Origin of the sequence: Ancylobacter aquaticus (genome assembly GCF_004339465.1) — a bacterium.
Taxonomy (GTDB): Bacteria; Pseudomonadota; Alphaproteobacteria; order Rhizobiales; family Xanthobacteraceae; genus Ancylobacter; species Ancylobacter aquaticus.
In genome coordinates this window covers 517,794-537,034 of record NZ_SMFY01000001.1, presented here as the reverse complement: position 1 = coordinate 537,034, position 19,241 = coordinate 517,794, and the positions used below count along the sequence as shown (strand labels likewise).

Here is a 19,241-nt window from a genome sequence, read left to right as displayed (position 1 = left end):
TTACCACGCAGAGGGCGGCCCGATCACGCGGATGCGGACGGGGCGCGAGCCGGCAGGGACGTCCCGCGCCCTGAGCGCGGCTTGCACCGCGCCGGCGGGGAGGTCCCACGATTACCTGGCGAAGGCCGGCATCCCGGCCTCGAGCGCACCGGCGACAGGCCGGATGCCCGGTCAGGCGAGGGAGACAGGGGGGATGTCCTTGCGCGCGGGGCTCTCGTCCGGCATCGGAATGACGTCGACCTCGACCTTCAGCTTCTGCTTGCCAGAGCCGAAGATGACGCCGCCGATCGGGGCGACATCGGTGTAGTCGCGGCCCACCGCCAGCACGACATGATCGGTGGCGACATGGAGCGCGTTGGTCGGGTCGAGCCCCTGCCAGCCGATCTCCTCGCCGCACCACACCGAGACCCAGGCATGGGTGGCGTCGGCGCCCTGCAGCCTTTCCTTGCCCGGCGGCGGCTCGGTGCGCAGGAAGCCGGAGACATAGGCCGCCGGCAGGCCGAGCCCGCGCAGGCCGGCGATCATGATATGGGCGAAATCCTGGCAGACGCCGGCCCGCAGCTCGAAGGCCTTCAGCGCCGGGGTCGAGACATCGGTGGCGCGCGGGTCATAGGTGAAGTCGGCATAGATCCGGTTCATCAGGTCGAGCGCGCCGGCCAGCATGGGACGGCCGGGCGGAAAACTCTCCGCCGTCCATGAGGTGATTGCAGGGCTCAGCACCACGGCCGGGCTAGGGAAGAGGAAATGCGCCGGCGAGAGGGCGGAAAGGTCGGCGCTGCCATTGGCCGCCTCGCGCGTCTCTTCCCAGGAGGGACCCGAACCGGGGGCGACCTCGGGCGGCGCCGTCACCTCGACCCGCGCCCGCGTTTTCACGATGAAGCTGCGATGGGGCGTCTCGATGCGGATATGCACCACCTTGTTGCCGAAGAAATCGCGCGTCTCGGTCCATTCCACCGGCTCGGGCTCGACGGCGAAATGGCTGGCGACGACGCGCTGGTTCGGGCGCTCCACCGGCACCATGCGCACCACATGGCGCGCCACCGGCACCGCCGAGGCATAGGAATAGGCCGTGCTCTGATGAATGTCGTATTTCATGCCAGCAGGTCCCACGGCGTCTCCACCGGCTGGCGATGGATGAAATAGCGCTCCGCCACCTCGTTGGAGAGCTCCATCAGCCGGCTCTCGATCTGGCCGAGGCGGGCATCGTCGAACTCGACGGCGTCGAACGCCTTCATCGTCGCCGAAAGACGGGCGACGAGACGCTCCTCGGGGGGCGGCAGCGCATCGCCGGCATGGCCGGGCAGCACGTCCAGATGGTCGCTTATGGCGGCAATCTGAAAGGCGAGCGAGCGCGGATTGACCGGGTCGAGCAGCACCAGATCGAGCACCGGCGCGCGGCTCTCCACCATCACATAGCGCGAGCGATAGGTGATCTGGCTGTCGCACAGCTCCAGCAGCACATCGAGCGTGCTGGCGCTCGGCGTCTCGCCGACGAGAGCGCGGGCGAAGCGGCACACCGCGATGGCGCGCTCGATGCGGCGGCCGAGATCGAGGAAGCGCCAGCCGGCCAGCCGGTTCATGTTCTCCGAGGCGAGGCCGGAGAAGGCGGCGAGCGCCCGCAAGGCGCGGTCGGCGCGCTCATAGGCATCCGGCTCGGCGCTGCCCGGGGGGGCCGGCTCGGCCATCATCAGCCCGAGATCGGCGAGCGTGCGCCAGGCATCGGGCGAGAGCCGGTCGCGGATCACCGAAGCGGTGTGGCGGGCATTGTCGATGAGGTTGGGAAGGGCGCCGGGCCGGTCGCGCCGCGTCAGCGCCGCCAGCACATGGCGGATCGGGCGGGCGCGGGTCAGTTCGTCCGGCACCGCGCCCCAGGATTGCAGCAGGTCGAGCAGCGCCGGCACCGAGCCGCCGCCGCCATCGGCGGTGGAGGACAGCCGGCCGGCCAGTGTCCGCAGCAGGCGCAGCGTGCATTCGGCCCGCTCGACATAGCGCCCGAGCCAGAAGAAATTATCCGCCGCGCGGCTCGGCAGCGGGCCGGTCTGGCGCTTCACCTCCACCGCATCGGGGGCCGGCAGCAGCGTGGTCTGCTCCACCGGCGCGGCGTCCAGCACCCACACATCGGCCGAGCGGCCGCCGCCCTGCATCGACACGGCGCGGGCGTCGAGGCTGTCGGAGACGCGGCAGAAGCCGCCGGGCATGACGGTCCAGCCCGATTCGGTGGCGGCGACGAAAATGCGCAGGATGAAGGGGCGCGGCTCCAGCCGCCCATTGCTCCACACCGGCATGGTGGACAGGCGCACCGCCTCCTGGCCGACAATGTCGACCCCGCGGGTGCGGATGGCGTGCTCCACCGCCGCGCGGCGGAGCGGATCGAGATCGGCGCCGATCACCGGCCCATCCTCCAGCGCGCCCGGCACCGGCCGGCGGAAGGCGGGGGAAAGCACCAGGTCGTCGAGGCTGTCGAGCACCCGTTCGCGCTCGGCCGGCTGGCCGCACCACCAGGTGGCGACATTGGGCAGGATCGGCGCCTCGCCCAGCACCTGGCGCCCGAGCCGGGGCAGGAAGCCCATCATGGCGGGGGCTTCCACCACGCCGGCGCCGAGCGCGTTCGCCATCGCCACCCCGCCGGCGCGGATCGCCTGCATCAGCCCGGGCACGCCGAGGCGCGAGGAGGGGTTGAGCTCCAGCGGGTCCGCGTAATCGGCATCGAGGCGGCGCAGCAGCACGTCCACGCGCTTGAGGCCGGCCACGGTGCGGACATAGACGATGTTGTCGCGCACCGTGAGGTCGTCGCCCTCCAGCAGCACGAAGCCGAGATAGCGGGCGAGATAGGCGTGCTCGAAATAGGTCTCGTTGAGCGGGCCGGGGGTGAGCAGCCCCACGCGCCCCTCGCCGGAACGGTCGAGCCGGGTCAGCCCCGCGCGCAGCCCCTGGAAATAGCTGGCCAGCCGCATGACGTTGAGCGAACGCGCGAGGTCCGGCAGCGCCCGCGCGATGGCGATGCGGTTCTCCAGCGCATAGCCGGCACCCGAGGGTGACTGGGTGCGGTCGGAAAGCACCCACCAATTGCCGTCCGGCCCGCGCCCGATATCGGCGGCATAGATCTTCAGGAAGCTGCCGCCATGGGGATCGACCCCGACCATGGGGCGCAGGAAATCCGGATTGCCGGCCACCGCCGCCGCCGGCAGCGCGCCCGAGGCCACCAGCCTGCCCTCGCCGTAAAGGTCGGAGAGCAGTCCTTCCATCATCTGCGCGCGCTGGATCAGCCCGCGCTCCAGCGCCCGCCATTCGGTGGCGTCGATGACGAGCGGCAGATGCGAGATCGGCCAGGGTCGCTCGCCGCCATTGGGGTCGTCATAGACGCGGTAGAACACGCCCGAGCGGTAGAGGTGGCGGTCGGCGGCGCGGAATCGCCGGTTGACCTCCTCCACGCCCATCTCGGCCAGCGCCGCCAGCAGCGAGGTCCAGTGCGCGCGCGGGCGCCCTTCGCCATCCACGAGTTCATCGTGAACGCCGGGAAGCGGCTTGTACTGCGCCAGGAGCGCCTCGACGGCCGCTTCTTCAAAGCGGCGCGTGCGCGCCTGCGGGTCCGTACGAACGGGCATGGCTTCCTTTCAGCCCCGCAAAGGATGGGCATACCATCCCCTTGCCGCCACCGCACGCCCCCTGCGCGCCAAACCGACGCGACCGGCCCCGCAAGACCGGACCTGTGGCTGGAATGAACCATGCCGGAGGACCAGCGCCCGGCTGGCGCTGGTCACATCCGCGCCCGTCACATCCGCGCCGGGCGGCGCAGGTCCAGCGTCGCGGGGAATTCGCTGGAGGGCTCCTCGGGCGGGACGAACAGATAGCCCGGCGTGTGGCCGTAGTCCTGGAAGCGCGCCAGCCGCCGGGCCTGCGCCTCATAGGAGTTCACCGGGAAGGTCTCGTAGTTGCGCCCGCCGGGATGGGCGACATGGTAGACGCAGCCGCCCAGCGAGCGGTTCGACCACAGATCGACGATGTCGAAGGTCAGCGGCGCCTGCACCGGCAGGGTCGGGTGCAGGCCGGAGGCCGGCTGCCACGCCTTGAAGCGCACCCCGGCGACATACTCGCCGGAGCGCCCGGTCGGCATCAGCGGCAGGCGGCGGCCATTGCAGGCGACGACGTGGCGGACCGGGTTGAGACTCTCCACCCGCACCTGAAGCCGCTCCACCGAGGAATCGACGAAGCGCACCGTGCCGCCGGCTGCCCCTTCCTCGCCCAGCACGTTCCACGGCTCCAGCGCCTGGCGCAGTTCCAGCGTCACCCCGCCACGCTCGACCTGGCCGAAATAGGGGAAGCGGAACTCGCGCTGCGCCTCGAACCACAGCGGATCGACCCGGTAGCCGGCCCGCCCGAGGTCGTGCAGCACGTCCATGAAGTCGGCCCAGACGAAATGCGGCAGCATGAAGCGGTCGGCCAGCGCCGTGCCCCAGCGGGCGAGCGGGCCTTCCTGCGGCTCGCGCCAGAACCAGGCGATAAGCGCGCGCAGCAGCAATTGCTGGGCGAGCGACATGCGCCAGTCCGGCGGCATCTCGAAGGAGCGGAACTCGACCAGGCCGAGCCGACCCGTCGGCCCGTCCGGCGAGAAAAGCTTGTCGATGCAGATCTCGGAGCGGTGGGTGTTGCCGGTGACGTCGGTCAGCAGGTTGCGGAACAGCCGGTCGACCAGCCAGGGCGGCGGCGCCATGCCCTTGCCGGGCGTGGGCACGCTCGCCATGGCGATTTCGAGTTCGTACAGCGCGTCATGGCGCGCCTCGTCGACGCGCGGCGCCTGGCTGGTGGGGCCGATGAACAGCCCCGAGAACAGATAGGACAGCGCCGGGTGGCGCTGCCAGTAGGTGATGAGGCTCTTCAGCAGGTCCGGCCGGCGCAGAAACGGGCTGTCCGCCGGCATGGCGCCGCCCACCACCACATGGTTGCCGCCGCCCGTGCCGGTGTGGCGCCCGTCGACCATGAACTTCTCGGTGCCGAGGCGCGAAAGCCGGGCTTCCTCGTAGAGGTCGCGGGAAATCTCGACGCAGGTCTTCCAGTTGGCGGCGGGGTGGACATTGACCTCGATGACGCCCGGATCGGGCGCCACGCGGATGACATTGAGGCGCGGATCGACCGGCGGGGTGTAGCCCTCGATATGCACCGGCAGCTTGAGCTCAGCCGCCGTCACCTCGATGGCGGCGAGCAGGTCCAGATAGTCCTCCAGCCGCTCCGTCGGTGGCATGAACACGCACAGCCGCCCGTCGCGCGGCTCGACGGTAAGGGCGGTGCGGACCGAGCCGGTGCCGGTGAGCACCTGGCCGACCTGCTCCTGCGAAGGCTCCTCGCTCGCCGAGCGACGGTAGCGCTGCTGCAGCACCTCGGCATCCGGCAGGTCGCCGGAGATGGCCATGGGGTCGGCGGGGTTCACATAGGGGTAGGCGGCGGGCGGCACCCAGGGCAGGCTCGCCAGCGGCAGGCGGAAGCCTGCGGGCGAATCGCCCGGCACCAGGAACATGCGGCCGCGCCGGAACTGCCACTTCTCGCTGACCCAGCCGCGCGAGGCGCGGGCCTGCCAGCGCTGGATCGGCAGCACGTAGCCGCTCGGCTTGCCCAGCCCCCGCTCGAAGACGCGGGCGAAGCGCGCCCGCGTTTCGGCATCCTCCAGCTTGGTGTCGAACGGGTCGACATTGTCCGGCAGCTCGCCTTCCTTGATGATCCAGTGCGCGGGGTCCTCATAGGCCGGCTCGGCATAGGTGGCGTCGACGCCGAGGCTGTCGGCCAGCGTCTCGATGAAATTCTGCGCCTGCGTGATGGTGGCGCCGGCCTGCACCTCGGTGGCGACCAGCGAGGGATCGCGCCAGATCGGCTTGCCGTCCTTGCGCCAGTAGAGCGAGAAGGTCCAGCGCGGCAGGCTCTCGCCCGGATACCACTTGCCCTGGCCGTAATGCAGCATGCCGCCGGGGGCGAAGCGGGTGCGCAGGCGGCGGATCAGCTCATCCGCCCGCGCCCGCTTGGTGGGGCCGACCGCCGAGGTGTTCCACTCGGCGCCCTGATAGTCGTCGATGGAAATGAAGGTCGGCTCGCCGCCCATGGTCAGGCGCACATCCTGCGCCGCCAGATCGGCATCGACCTTGTCGCCGAGCGCGTCGAGCGCCGCCCAGGCCTCGTCCGAGAAAGGCAGCGTGACGCGCGGCTTCTCGGCGATGCGCGTCACCCGCATGTTGAACTCGAACTCGGAGTTCGTGCCCTCCTCCGCCGTGAAGCCGCCGGTGATCGGCGCCGCCGAGGACGGGTTCGGCGTGGCGCAGAGCGGCAGGTGGCTCTCGCCGCACAGGAGCCCGGAGGTCGGGTCGAGCCCGATCCACCCGGCGCCGGGCAGATAGACCTCGCACCAGGCGTGAAGATCGGTGAAATCAACCTCGGTGCCGGTCGGCCCGTCCAGCGCCTTCACATCGGGCTTGAGCTGGATGAGGTAGCCGGAGACGAAGCGGGCGGCGAGGCCGAGCCGGCGCAGCACCTGCACCAGCAGCCAGCCGGAATCGCGGCAGGACCCACAGGCCAGCGCCAGCGTCTCGTCCGGCGTCTGCACGCCGGGCTCCATGCGGATGAGATAGCCGACGCGGCCCTGCACCTTCTGGTTCAGCTCGACCAGATAATCCACCGTCATCGACCCGGCGGGGGGGCGGATGCTGTCGACGAAGGCGTCGAGGCCCGGGCCACCCTCCTCCAGCTCCAGATAGGGAATCAGCTCCTTGGCAAGGCCGGGCGGATAGGCGAAGGGCAGGCGTTCGGCATATTCCTCGATGAAGAAGTCGAACGGGTTGTACACCGTCATGTCGGCGATGAGGTCGACCTCGACCCGGAACTCGGTCGCCTTCTCCGGGAAGACGAAGCGGGCCATCCAATTGCCGAACGGGTCCTGCTGCCAGTTCACGAAATGGTTCGAGGGCGTGACCTTGAGCGAATAGCTCTGCACCGGGGTTCGGCAATGGGGCGCCGGCCGCAGCCTGATGATCTGGGGCCCGAGCAGGACCGGGCGGTCATAGGTGTAGGCCGTGACGTGATGCAGGCTCGCGAAGATTGTCATAGGCACCAACCGACAGACGAAGACGACGCCGCACGCGCCCGGAAGCGGCGTGCGGAGCGGAACGGTGTGATGAACGCAGGAATCGTGCCGCAGGGCAATGGGACGGGCCGTCTCCGGCGGAGGCGCCAGCCCGGGCCGAACGAGGCGCGGGCGCAAGCCGCCAGCGCGCGAGGTGCCGCGCGTCGCCTAGAGCGGCGCCAGCGCCGTGGCGCGAATTGAGGCGCAGGGGGCGAGGTGCAGGGGGCAGATCGTCGGGGCGAGGCGCAACACATGCGCGCCACGCGCCGGCTCACGCCGAATGCGCCGTTCCCTCGCCCGGCGCGGTTCCGGCAGGCGCGGTTCCGGCAGGCGCGGTTCCGGCAGGCGTCTTGCCGCGCGTGCGCCATTCCTCGAAGCGCTGCAGCACCGCATAGAAGGACGGCACGAACAGCACGGCGAGGCAGGTGGAGGCGAGCATGCCGGAGAACACCGCGATGCCGATCGACTTGCGCGAGGCGGCGCCCGCGCCGGTGGCCAGCACCAGCGGCAGCACGCCGAGGATGAAGGCGAAGGAGGTCATCAGGATCGGTCGGAATCGTAGCCTCGCGGCCTCGGTCGCCGCCTCGGCGATCTCCATTCCCTCCGCCCGTTTCTCGCGCGCGAACTCCACGATCAGAATGGCGTTCTTGGCCGAGAGCGCGATCAGCAATATCAGCCCGATCTGGGTGTAGAGATTGTTCGAGATGCCGAGCCCGGTGAGCGCCGCCACCGTGCCGAGCAGGGCCAGCGGCACCGCAAGCAGCACCGCAAAGGGCAGCACCCAGCTTTCATACTGGCCGGCGAGGACGAAATAGACCAGCAGGATGGCGAGGCCGAAGACGAAGTACACTTCGTTGCCGACCACCTCCTCCTGATAGGACATGGCGGTCCAGTCGAAGCCCATGCCGGCCGGCATGGTCCGATCGGCGACCTGGTCCATGATGTCCAGCGCCTGGCCGGAGGAGAAGCCGGGGGCCGGCGCGCCCTGGATGGTGGTGGCGGGGTAGAGATTGTACAGCGTGATCAGCGGCGGGCCGAAGGCGGGCTCGACCTCGGCCAGAGTGCCGAGCGGCACCATGACATTGTCCGGCGTGCGTATCTTCAGGTTGAGGATTTCCTCCGGCGTGCGGCGGAAATCGGGCTCGGACTGGATATAGGCCTGGAAGGTCTGGCCGAACTCGTTGAACTGGGTGACGTAGCTCGACCCGACATAACCCTGCACGGTCGAGAACACCTGACCGACCGTCACGCCCAGCGTTTCGGCCTTGACGCGGTTGATCTTGAGCAGCAGCTGGGGAACGTTGGCGCGGAACGAGGAGGACAGTCGCTGCAGCGCCGTCTGCGTCGCGGCGTTCGACAGGATCTGCTGCGTCACCGCCTGAAGCTCGGCGAAATCGAAGCTGCCGTCCTTCTGCTGCAGCATCATGGTGAAGCCGGACGCGTTGCCCACGCCCTGGATCGCCGGCGGTACCAGCACGAAGGTGAAGGCCTTGTCGACCTGCCGCAGCTCCTTGTTCAGCGTGTCGTAGATGTCGCGCAGCCCCTGCCCGGCCTTGTCGCGCTCATCCCAGGAATTGAGCATCACATAGGCGACGCCTCCATTGGGCAGGGTGGCGTTGTTGTCGAGCACCGAGACGCCGGAAATGGCGATGACGTCCTTCACGCCGGGTGTCTTGCCGGCGATGGCGGAGATCTGGTCCATCACCTCGGTCGTGCGCTGCAGCGAGGCGGCGTCGGGAAGCTGCGCGCCGATCAGCACATAGCCTTGGTCCTCGGTCGGCAGGAAGCCGGTGGGCACCCGCGTGATGCCCCACACCGCCAGGCCGATCAGCACCAGCCCGACCGTGACCACGATCCCGCTCGCCTTGACCATGTGGTGGATGAGCCCGGCATACCAGTGCTCGGCCTTGTTGTAGACGGCGTTGAAGCCCCGGTAGAAGAAATTGCGCTGGTCTTCCGGCACCGGCTTGCGCAGCCACAGCGCGCACTGGGTCGGCTTCAGCGTCAGCGCGTTGATCGCCGAGATGAAGGCGGTGGCGGCGATAACGAGGGCAAACTGCTTGTACATCTGCCCGGTGAGGCCGGGCATGAACGCCGCCGGCAGGAACACCGCCATCAGCACCAGCGTGATGCCGATGATCGGGCCGAGCAGTTCGTCCATCGCCTTTTCGGCGGCCTCGCGGCCCGGCAGGCCCTTCTCGATATGGCGCGCCACGCCTTCGACGATGACGATGGCGTCGTCGACCACGATGCCGATGGCGAGAACGATGGCGAACAGGGTGGACAGGTTGACCGTGAAGCCCATGGCCGCCATGGCGGCAAACGTGCCGATGATCGTCACCGGCACGGTGGTCGCCGGCACCAGCATCGCCCGCCAGTCCTGCAGGAAGACGAGGATGACGATCAGCACCAGAATGCCGGCCTCGAACAGGGTCTTGTAGACCTCCGAGATCGAGGCGTTCACGAAAACGGTGGTGTCGAACGGCACGGCGAAGGCGAGGCCCGGCGGGAAGCTCTTGGCGAGCTGCTCCATCTTCGCCCGCACCTCGGTCGCCACCTGCAGCGAGTTCGCCTCCGGCAGCTGGTAGATGCCGAGCGCCGCCGCCGGCTTGTCGTTGAAGGTGAAGATCTGGCTGTAGGTCTGGGCGCCGATCTCGACCCGCGCCACGTCGCGCAGCCGGGTGATGCGTCCGCCATCGGCGTTCGACACCTTGACGATGATATTTTCATAGTCGGCGACGTCGTTGAGACGACCGTCCATCAGCAGGCTGAACTGGAAATTCTGGCCCTTCGGCACGGGCGGCATGCCGACCACGCCGGACGCCACTTCCTGGCTTTGCTGCTGGATGGCGTCGATCACATCCTGCGGGGTCAGCTGGCGGGTCTGCAATTCGTCGGGATTGAGCCAGACGCGCATCGCGTACTGGCCTGCGCCGAACACCGCGACATTGCCGACGCCGTCGAGGCGGGCGATCTCGTTCTGCAGGTTGATGACGCCGTAATTGGCGAGGAACAGGCTGTCATAGGTGCCGTCGGGCGAATAGAGCGTGACGAATTGCAGGATCGCGGTCGACTTGATCTGCGTCGTCACGCCCTGCACCTGCACCGCCTGCGGCAGCGAGGCGAGCGCGATGGCGACGCGGTTCTGCACCAGCACCTGCGCCATGTTCGGGTCGGTGCCGATGGCGAAGGTCACGGTCAGCGTATAGGTGCCGTCGCTGGCGCTGGTGGACTGCATGTACAGCATGTCCTCGACGCCGTTCACCTGCTGCTCGATGGGCAGCGCGACGGTGTCGACCAGCGTGCGGGCGCTGGCGCCGGGATAGAGCGTCGTCACCTGGATGGTCGGCGGCACGACGTTGGGGTATTGCGCCACGGGCAGCGAGTAGAGCGCGACGGCGCCGATCAGCACGAAGACCAGCGCGAGAACGTTGGCGAGGACCGGCCGTTCGATGAAGAAGCGGGAGATCATGGGACGGGCCTTCGGTTCAAGCGGGCCGGAGCGAAAGTCGCGGGGTCGTCGTGGGATAGTGGCTGGCGTTCGGTGCGTCGTTCGGCGGTGGGTTCGCCGGCGGTGAATTCGCCGGCGATGAGTTTTTCGACGGTCCGTTCGCCGGCCGTCAGTTCGCCGGCTTGTCCGGGGTCGCGGCCCCGGTCTTCGAGGCGTCGGTGCTGGCCGCGTCACTCTTGGCCGCGTCACTCTTGGCCGCATCACTCTTGGCCGCATCGGGCGTCGCCGCCGCGCTGCCCGCCGCCGTGACCTCGACCGGCGCCACCTTGGAGCCCGGCGTCGCCCGCTGGATGCCGCCCACCACCACGCGATCCCCGGCCGCAAGGCCGGTTTCGATCACGCGGTTGTCGCCGATCTGCTGGCCGACGGTGACGATCTTCTGCTCGACCACGTCGTCCTTGTTCACCACCAGCACATATTTGCCCTGCTGCGCGGTGCCGATCGCCGTATCGGCGACGAGGAAGGCGTCGGGAATCTGCTTGGCGGGAATGCGCACGCGCACGAACAGGCCCGGCAGCAGCTGGAGCGTCGGGTTGTCGAACACGCCGCGCACCAGCAGCGTGCCGGTGGCGGGGTCGACTTCCGGCGACACATAGTCGAGCCGGCCCTTGTGCGGGTAAGCGTCGCCCTCGTCCTGCAGGCCGAGATCAATCTCGATCTGCTTCACATCCTCGATGGTCCGGCCCTGCGCCGCCAGGGCCTGCTTGATGCGCAGGACCTGATTCTCGCCGATGTTGAAATAGGCGTAGATCGGGTTCATCTGCACGATGGTGGCGAGCTTGGTCGGCTGGGTATGGCCCACCAGCTGGCCGACATCGGCGAGATGGCGGGTGACGATGCCGTCGAACGGCGCCTGCACCGTGGTGTAGCCGAGATTGATGGTGGCGATCTCGATATTGGCCTTGGCCGCGTCTACCGAGGCGGCGGCCTCGTCCCGCGCCGCGCGCGCCTTGTCGACGGTCGCCTGCGAGGAGAAATCCTGCTGGCCGAGGGTCGACTGGCGCTGGAACTCGGCCTGGTTGTTGGTGAGCTGGGCCTCGGCCGAGGCGAGCTGCGCCTTGGCCTGGTCGAGATCGGCCTGATAGGTGTTCTGCTGGATGAGGAAGAGGCGGTCGCCCTTCTTCATCACCGCGCCATCCTTGTAGTCGATCGACATCAGGAAGCCCTCGACACGAGCGACCAGATCGACCGAGTTGATGGACGCCGTGTTGCCGGTGAATTCGAGATAGCGCGTCACCGCCTGCTGCACGGGCGTGGCGACCGTGACCTGCGCCGGCGGGGGCGGGACATATTTATTCTCTTCCGAGCACGCCGCCAGCAGCACGGACGTCATCCCGACGCCGAGCAAACCGGCTCCCGCACGCCGCCAACCGGCCTTACTCACGCTCGGACCCATTCCACTCTCCCGTGGCGCCATTTCCGCCACCGGACTATACCGCCGAGCGCCCCCTTGTCTAGTTGCGCCCATCTTCGCGTATTCAATAAAAAGAAATGTTTCAGAAATAGAAAATCGCGAAACATACATTTGTCATCTTGTGCAACCGGCGGCGCGGCAGCGTGTCGAACCCCGCTTCGACGACCTATTTGTCCGGCGGAAACGGTCGCTATAGTTCGCCTCACCCGCCAGCTTCGCGACATCACCGCACCTTTTGGACGCCATCGAGGTCGAGCGCCGATGGCGCCACCGGAAGATCTTGCACCGCGCCGCGCCGCGCCGCGCCGACCCGGCGTGCATCGGCCCGGCCCCCTTTTCGCGAGGGCCGGGGCCGCCTCGACTTTTGCCGTGCATCGACTAGGCTGCGCCGGCGCGGCGAACTTGCAGCCCGAGTTCCGGTCCGGACGCCGCGGCGGACCGCGAGGCCTTTCATGTCGCACACGCCCCTTCGCCACCGCGCCCTTCTCGCCACCCTGTCGCTGGCGGCGCTGCCGGCCGCGGTGCTTTTCCTGCCGGGGGCGGCGCCGGCCGCACGTGCACAGGCGGGCGATGCCCGCTTCGCCGGCCTGTCGCTCGCCCAGGGCGACATTTTCACCAATGACGTGGGAACGGTGATGGGGGTGACGGTGGCCAACAACACCGCCGCCACGGTCGGATCGGCCACGGTGGAGTGCACCTTCACCGCGAAAGGCAAGCCGGCGGGATCGGCGGGCACCACCATCTACAACATCGTCGCCGGCGCGACCGGGCAGGACCGGGTGAACCTGATGGGCCCGAAGGCCGACGCCGCCAGCTGCGCCATCACCGCCATCGGCGCGCCGCTGAACTGACGCGCACGACGCCCGTCGGCCCGGCAGACGCGGACAGGATGCCTGCCGGAAGGGCCGTCGGACCGCACGAAACGTCGCTTTTCAACAGCCCGGCACGATTGGCCACGCCGGCTTGCGCGCGGCGCTTGCCAGAGTGGCGCGCTTCGCTATATTCCGCGCCTCTTCGATGGTTCGCGGGCGCGCCCGCCGCGATCGAAGGCATCCGGCCTCATGGGCCGGCGACGGAGGGGTGGCCGAGTGGTTGAAGGCGCACGCCTGGAAAGTGTGTATACGGGAAACCGTATCGCGGGTTCGAATCCCGCTCCCTCCGCCACTTCAGTCCCAAGCTGGGCACGCCTATTGCCGCCGATTTCCCTCCCGAGACGGCAGCCAGCGTTCTGAGCAAGTCTCCCTTCGATCCGATGATGCGGACTTCCCTCGCTCCGACTTCCACGCGCTGAGCCAAGGCGCGCAAATGATCGCGCCGGTAGCCACCACCTTCGATGCGCATGCGCTTGCGGGCAATGTCGGCGAAGCGCGCAACCATGGCAGGCGTGACGGCATCTTCGCCTGAAGTCGCGAGAGAGGTTTGCGCGCGGGCCGCATCGGCTTGGGCTTGGTCACGGATCGCCTTCAATCCGTCTATACGCTCCTTCAGCGCCGGATCGGTGATGTCGGCGACGCCTGATTCGATGGCGGCATAGAGCCGGCGCAGCCGCTGATCCGCCTCTGTCCCGCGCTTGATGAGTTCGGCGATGTGCTCGCGCCGCCGCTCAAGTCGCTCCTGGCGGTGGCTTCCGCGCTTCGGCCGTTTGCGCTTGATGTCCACCGTCTAGATAGCCAATCTAAAGCGCGATACACCCGCCGTCGCCTCTCCGAAATCGGTGCACGAACGTACAAGCCCGACCGTTGGGGGGCGCAACACAAAAGATCGTCAACGCGAAGGCGCGTTGGACCTCGATAAAGCTGCCAAACGCGACCGTAATGCGTTCGAGAAAGCGATGGCTGGTCGCGATTCTGACAAGAACGGATTAAATATGAATAGCAACATTAAAATGATTTATGAATACATTGGAGAGAACATTGAAATATTGCTCAACGACGAGCCATTTAAAAACTATAAGTTCACGCTGAATGTAGAAAATGACATACCTAATTATCTGTACATGTACGTTTGTGAAAAACATGGATTTGAGTTTCAATGCGATGAAGACAAACGAATTACATCGATATTTGTATCCAGAGAAAGCGACCTTTCTGACAGATTAGACGTTCGTATTGATTGGGATTCTCATGAGGTACGCCATCGGCTAGGCGTCCCTACCAAATCGGGAAAAATATGGGACCGGTTTGACCTCACCAAGTATGCCTTGCATGTATCGTACGGGAAATCTAATTTAATTGAGATGATTACTTTGATGCGTAATGATGTTATCCCACAGGGATAGTTTTGCATGGGAGGTTTCTGAAGTCACCAACGCCATGGATCATCAATGAGAGCCGCTTAAGCCCTGTGCTTTGCGGCAAGAAGCGGGCAGCTACGGCACGTTAAGCAGCCCGGCCGACAGGCCGCAACGATCGACCCTTTCCCCAAGCCATCCGAGCGGCCAAATAGCTAGCGGCGGACACGCTGCGGTGAGCCGTGCGTCCAAGAGCGCGGACCAGAATGCCAGCGGTAAGCTCGCAGACGCGGCCTTTCGGCTCACGGCTCATGCGATGCAGCAACCCGTGCGGTCGGCACCCGTGGCATGGGTGAGGTGCAGTTCGGTGGGGAGCATTTCGGCGCGCATCGCAGTTGGGCCGTTGAGCCCTTCGCCCGAAGGGCACTTGGCCGCTTGCTCGCTGTGCGTCTTTGCCGAGATGCAAGCGAAAGTTGCTCGCTATGGAGAAGGCAGCATAGCCGCAGCGCGCTTCGAGGAATTCGATAGGGCGGCGAGTGCAGGGGCTGAGCCGCCGTCATTCTGTTGGCGCTCTCGACCAACCATGACGGTGTTAACTATGACGGTGTTATTGTCATCGGACTGGGGAGTCACAGTTCAGGAGCGCCCCTCCAGCCTTGAAGCGTAGCGCACAAGCAGGCTCGCGTCGTCGCACGCGGCAAGATTGATGATGGCGTCCAGGAGCTGTTCGGTCTGGGCCGGCCCGATCACGCCGGTGGCGAGGCTGCGGTACTTTCCGGCGATGTCCGCATCGGACATCGGGTTTTCCAATGAGCCGAGGGCGTGCTCAACGCGGCGCTCCAGCGTACGCCCATCCTCCAGCACGATGCGGATAAACGCCTCGTTCTTGCGATATCCCTCCTGCGGCCGGGCAACGACTTTCGCGCGCAAATCTCGCAATGTCGTATCTTCAAGGCACATCCGGCTGAAGTGCGCGACGCGTGCGTCGTGATGGACGGCGGCAAGCGCGGCAGCCTGCGACAGGCTGAATTTGCTCTGTAGAGGCGTTTGCGGGTCCATGTGGCCGGCAAGCTGAATCGCTACGGGGGAAACCGTCAGCTCGATCCGCGCAATCGCGCCCGGCACCACGGCGCTGTCGCGACATATTGCGGCAACGCCATCAATGACCGCGTGCGTGACGATGGCGCACGGATAGGGCTTGAACACGTTCAATTCGATCTCGAAGCCGGCGCCGAGATCGGCCGCCAGTTCCTCCGGCGCCTCCATATCGGCATAGACACGCGCCAGCCCCTTTCCACCCTCTATCGGTCGCGCTGGGGCGGAGAAGCCGTGCGACGCCATTACGGCCGCGAGCAGACCGTCGCGCGCCGCGCGGCCGGGCGTGAGTGCCTTGCACGCGGTTCCATACATCTCGCGCAGGCCAGCGGCCTGATTGGCGGCGATGCCCATCGCCGCGACCATGGCCGGAGGATCAAGGCCGAGAAGCTTCGCCGCCCCCGCGGCAGCGCCCACGCCACCCGTAATGCCCGTAACGTGCCAGCCGGGGTTCTTGCCACCCAGCAGATGATTGGCCAGCCGGCAGGCGATCTCCGTTCCAAGAACGAAGGCCGCTATGAAGTCACGGCCGCTCACGTTCCGGAGCTCCGTGATGGCAAGCAGCGCTGGCAGCACGGGTCCACTGGGATGGATGTTGGTGTGCTTCATCTGCGTCGCATCGAAATCAAGCACGGCGGAGCCGATGCCGTTGACGAGGGCCGCGCTCATCGCGTCGAGCCGTTCCGATCGCCCGATGACCGTGAACGGCCCACCCGCACCAAGCGCCTCGACCGAGGCGAGCGCCGATTGGGTTTCTTCGTGATGGGCCCCACCAATGGTGACACCAAGGAAATTGACCAGTGAACGGCGCGCGGCGTCGAGAGCCGGCTGGGAAAGCTGGTCATAGCCGGTGCCGGCCACGAATTCGGCCAGGCGAAGCGAGAGCGTGCTGGACGGATTCAAGGACATGAATGACCGCCATTCACATGGACCGATTGGCCGGTGATATAGCGCGCCCCCGGCCCGCACAGCATCCGCACCATGGCCGCGATCTCCCACGGCTCGCCCCGCCGACCGAGCGGCGGCATGCGCTTCTGTTTGAACTGCGAGCCGGCATGGCGGCGCATGGCGCTGCTCTCGGTATTTATGGTGCCCGGCACGACGCAATTCACGGTGATGCCGTCGCCGGCGAGGTCGAGCGCGAGCGCCTTGGTGAAACCGGCCAGACCCGCCTTGGCAGTGACCACATGGGCGCGCTCGCGGGCGCCGGTGTGCCCGGTTTCCCCACCGATATTGATGATGGTGCCGCCGCCCGCCGCCTGCATATCCGGCAGGACGGCCTGAGCAAGATTGAAGGCGCCATCGAGCACGATCGACAGTATCCGCTGCCAGTCGGCGAGCTGGATATCAGCGAACGGCGTTTCCTCGCGGACGGCGGCGCAGTTCACCAGTATCGAGATGGGGCCGAGGGTGCCCCGCGTCTGTGCCGCCATCTGCGCCACAGATTGCGGATCGCGCACATCGCCCAGCACGGCGAAGGCGCGGCCCCCTTGCGCCATTATGGCATCGACCACATCGCGCGCCGCCTCTGCATTGCTATGGCCTGCGACCGCGACCGCCGCCCCGCCGCCAGCGAGGTCTTCGGCAATCGCCCGGCCGATATTCCGGGTGGCACCCGTCACGAGCGCCACCTGTCCATCCAGTTCCCGCAGCATGTTCGCGATCCCGCTGGCAAATAGAGGGAGGACTTTTAACTGGGCGCCTCAGTTGGTGCCGATGCCCATGTCCCCAAGGATCAGATCGAGGCTCTTTTCCTCTTCCTTGCAGTACGCCGCGAATTCATCGTGCTTCATGAGCTTTGCGGTCTGGAAAGCCGCGTCGGCGGATTTCTTGAAATCCGGGTCCTGCATGGTGGCCTCTACGACGCCTTCCCAATAGGTCACGGCTTCCGGCGGCATGTCCTTCGGGCCGATCAAACCGCGCCAGTTGGAGACCACGGCATCGAAGCCGAGTTCCTTCCAGGTCGGGACATCGGCAACACTGCCGGTCATGCGTTCCGGCGCGCTGATCGCCAGCAGGCGCAACTGGCCGGCCTCGACCTGCTTTGCAAGGCTGCCGACGCTCGCGGGGACGACGTCGACATGCTTGCCCATCACCGCTGTGCGCGCCTCGCTGCCGGCCTGGAACACGACCGTCTTGAGCTTCGAGACGTCAACGCCCGCAAGCTTGGCCGGGAGGGCAATGGCCTGATGGTTCGAGTTGCCCCGGCTGGTGGCTATGCCGATCGACAGCGACTGGGGGTCCGCCTTCAGCCGTGCCAACAGGTCGTTGGCATCCTTGATCGGCGAATCCGGGTGCACGGCGACGCCGATATACTCGGCGAAGACATGGCCGATCGGCGTCACCTCGTCACAACCGATCGGGGACCGTCCCGCAAGCTTGTTGGAGACCATGCTGGCGCCGGCGATCGCCAGGTTCTCGCCGCTGCCGGCATGGCTGTTGTTGAGGTACCCGAGGCCCACCGCCCCGCCGCCACCGGGCTTGTTGGTGACGATGACGTTGTTCTTCACGGTGCCCTGCTTTCTCCAGATCGACTGGAACTGCCGGGCAAGCTGATCGGGCGACGTACCTGGACCGACCGTTACAAGAATTTCGACGTCACCCGTTGGCTCCCAGGCGCTGGCGGGCATGACCGTGGCGGAGAATGCGAACGCGAGGGCGGTCGCGCGGCCGAAGATGCGGGCTCGAGACATAGATTCCTCCCATTGTGTTTTTGTTTATGATATAAATATATATATATTTATATTTGAGTCAAAGCGTTTCTTGGGCGACGCCTTTGGTCTCACAGGGATCAGGGCAAGGAGATGTGGTAGCGGAACTTGTCGCTGCGCCCGATGGTGCGACGCCACTCGATGACCGAGCCGCGGTGTCCATAGGCGGTGCGCTCGACGATCATCACCGGCGTCGACAGCGAAATGCCAAGCAGCGTCGCCTCGCTTTCCTCCGGCAGCCCGGCGCGCAGATCTTCCTCCGCGCGCAGCACAAGCACGCCATGACGACGTTCCAGCACGGTATAAAGGCGCTGGTCGTCGAGCGAGAGCGTTTCGAGGCCGGGATAGGCCGTGCTGTCGAGATAGGAGATGTTGAGACTGATCGGCTCGCCATTTCCAAGCAGCATCCGGCGAACGCGATAGATCGGCGTACCTGGCGGGCTCTGAAGCCGCGCCGCTATGTCAGGGTCGCCGTCCTCGATCAGGGTCGTATCCAGATGGCGCACGCTCGGCTCCATCGGGCTGTTGGCCTCATCGCGGAAACGGAAGAACCGACCAAAGCCACCCCGGGTGTCGAAGCGCGCGACAAAGGTGCCGCGGCCCGGCGTCCGCGTGAGCAAGCCCTCGCGCACCAGCGCGAGAACGGCCTGCCGTATCGTGCCGACGCTGAGCCCGAAATGGCGGGCCAGCTCGGCCTCGGTCGGGAGCATGTCCCCCGGCTTCCACCGCCCCTGTTCCAGATCGGCGCGAAGTTGCTGACGCACACTCTGATAAAGGGGCAGGCCATTGTCCTGATCGGCTGTCAGACTCATGCCGTATCTTCCGTCACACCAACGAGTTCGACCTTGAACTCTTCAAGCTTGTCCTTGACGGTGAGGAATACCACATCCTCGTCGCCGATCGCCGTGATGGTATGAACGACACCGGCGGGGATGTAGACCACTCCGCCCTTTGTCACGGTCATCTCCTCGTCGCCGACGATGGCGTGAACGGTCCCCTGCACCATGTAGTTGAACTGCTCGGCATTATGCTTGTGCGGCTTTGAACCCGTTCCCGGCGTCTTGCGCGCCAGACCCAGGATCATGCGCTCGCCCGGAACCTTGGCGCCGAAGGACGAGGTCACGCTGGGCCCGAAGGCGAACTGCTCCATGTCTTCGAAGCGATGGAAATACTTCATT

The 19,241-nt window shown here is 66.6% G+C and carries 12 protein-coding genes and 1 tRNA gene; 3 read left to right on the top strand and 10 right to left on the bottom strand.

Annotated features, from left to right (window positions below; all coding sequences use genetic code 11):
- Positions 1 to 171: 171 nt before the first annotated feature.
- From EV667_RS02500 to EV667_RS02480, 5 genes are all read right to left on the bottom strand, one after another.
- Entirely contained in the window at positions 172 to 1,095 is a 924-nt protein-coding gene (locus EV667_RS02500; protein WP_131833749.1) for a transglutaminase family protein, read from the bottom strand.
- A complete protein-coding gene (locus EV667_RS02495; RefSeq protein WP_131833748.1) occupies positions 1,092 to 3,605 on the bottom strand; it encodes a circularly permuted type 2 ATP-grasp protein in 2,514 nt (837 codons plus the stop codon). The genes EV667_RS02500 and EV667_RS02495 overlap by 4 nt, the downstream gene beginning before the upstream one ends.
- Positions 3,606 to 3,772: 167 nt before the next feature.
- Positions 3,773 to 7,084 carry a transglutaminase family protein gene (locus tag EV667_RS02490; RefSeq protein ID WP_131833747.1) on the bottom strand — a complete coding sequence of 1,104 codons (3,312 nt, stop codon included), beginning with the start codon at positions 7,082 to 7,084 and terminating at the stop codon, positions 3,773 to 3,775.
- 289 nt (positions 7,085 to 7,373) lie between these two features.
- On the bottom strand, positions 7,374 to 10,574 hold the full coding sequence (locus tag EV667_RS02485; RefSeq protein ID WP_131833746.1) for an efflux RND transporter permease subunit: 3,201 nt from the start codon (positions 10,572 to 10,574) through the stop codon (positions 7,374 to 7,376).
- 148 nt (positions 10,575 to 10,722) lie between these two features.
- Complete coding sequence (locus EV667_RS02480) at positions 10,723 to 11,946, bottom strand: efflux RND transporter periplasmic adaptor subunit (RefSeq protein WP_131833745.1); 1,224 nt, start codon at positions 11,944 to 11,946, stop codon at positions 10,723 to 10,725.
- A 533-nt stretch (positions 11,947 to 12,479) separates the two neighbouring features.
- Here EV667_RS02480 and EV667_RS02475 point away from each other — a divergent pair.
- From EV667_RS02475 to EV667_RS02460, 3 genes are all read left to right on the top strand, one after another.
- On the top strand, positions 12,480 to 12,878 hold the full coding sequence (locus EV667_RS02475; protein ID WP_131833744.1) for a hypothetical protein: 399 nt from the start codon (positions 12,480 to 12,482) through the stop codon (positions 12,876 to 12,878).
- Positions 12,879 to 13,101: 223 nt separating this feature from the next.
- Positions 13,102 to 13,191: transfer RNA gene (locus EV667_RS02470), tRNA-Ser, on the top strand.
- A gap of 550 nt (positions 13,192 to 13,741) precedes the next feature.
- On the top strand, positions 13,742 to 14,305 hold the full coding sequence (locus EV667_RS02460) for a hypothetical protein (protein WP_131833743.1): 564 nt from the start codon (positions 13,742 to 13,744) through the stop codon (positions 14,303 to 14,305).
- A 588-nt stretch (positions 14,306 to 14,893) separates the two neighbouring features.
- Here EV667_RS02460 and EV667_RS02455 read toward each other — a convergent pair.
- The 5 genes from EV667_RS02455 to EV667_RS02435 form a co-directional block, all read right to left on the bottom strand.
- Positions 14,894 to 16,261, bottom strand: a complete 1,368-nt coding sequence (locus EV667_RS02455) for an MmgE/PrpD family protein (RefSeq protein WP_131833742.1) — start codon at positions 16,259 to 16,261, stop codon at positions 14,894 to 14,896.
- Positions 16,252 to 17,007 (bottom strand): SDR family NAD(P)-dependent oxidoreductase, encoded by a 756-nt coding sequence (locus EV667_RS02450; protein WP_131833741.1) that lies wholly within the window; start codon positions 17,005 to 17,007, stop codon positions 16,252 to 16,254. Before EV667_RS02450 ends, EV667_RS02455 begins: the two co-directional genes overlap by 10 nt.
- A 48-nt stretch (positions 17,008 to 17,055) precedes the next feature.
- On the bottom strand, positions 17,056 to 17,982 hold the full coding sequence (locus EV667_RS02445; RefSeq protein WP_165901540.1) for a tripartite tricarboxylate transporter substrate binding protein: 927 nt from the start codon (positions 17,980 to 17,982) through the stop codon (positions 17,056 to 17,058).
- A gap of 161 nt (positions 17,983 to 18,143) precedes the next feature.
- A complete protein-coding gene (locus EV667_RS02440) occupies positions 18,144 to 18,875 on the bottom strand; it encodes a GntR family transcriptional regulator (protein WP_131833739.1) in 732 nt (243 codons plus the stop codon).
- Positions 18,872 to 19,240, bottom strand: coding sequence for a cupin domain-containing protein (locus EV667_RS02435; RefSeq protein WP_131833738.1), 369 nt, complete (start codon positions 19,238 to 19,240; stop codon positions 18,872 to 18,874). The genes EV667_RS02440 and EV667_RS02435 overlap by 4 nt, the downstream gene beginning before the upstream one ends.
- Position 19,241: the final 1 nt, after the last annotated feature.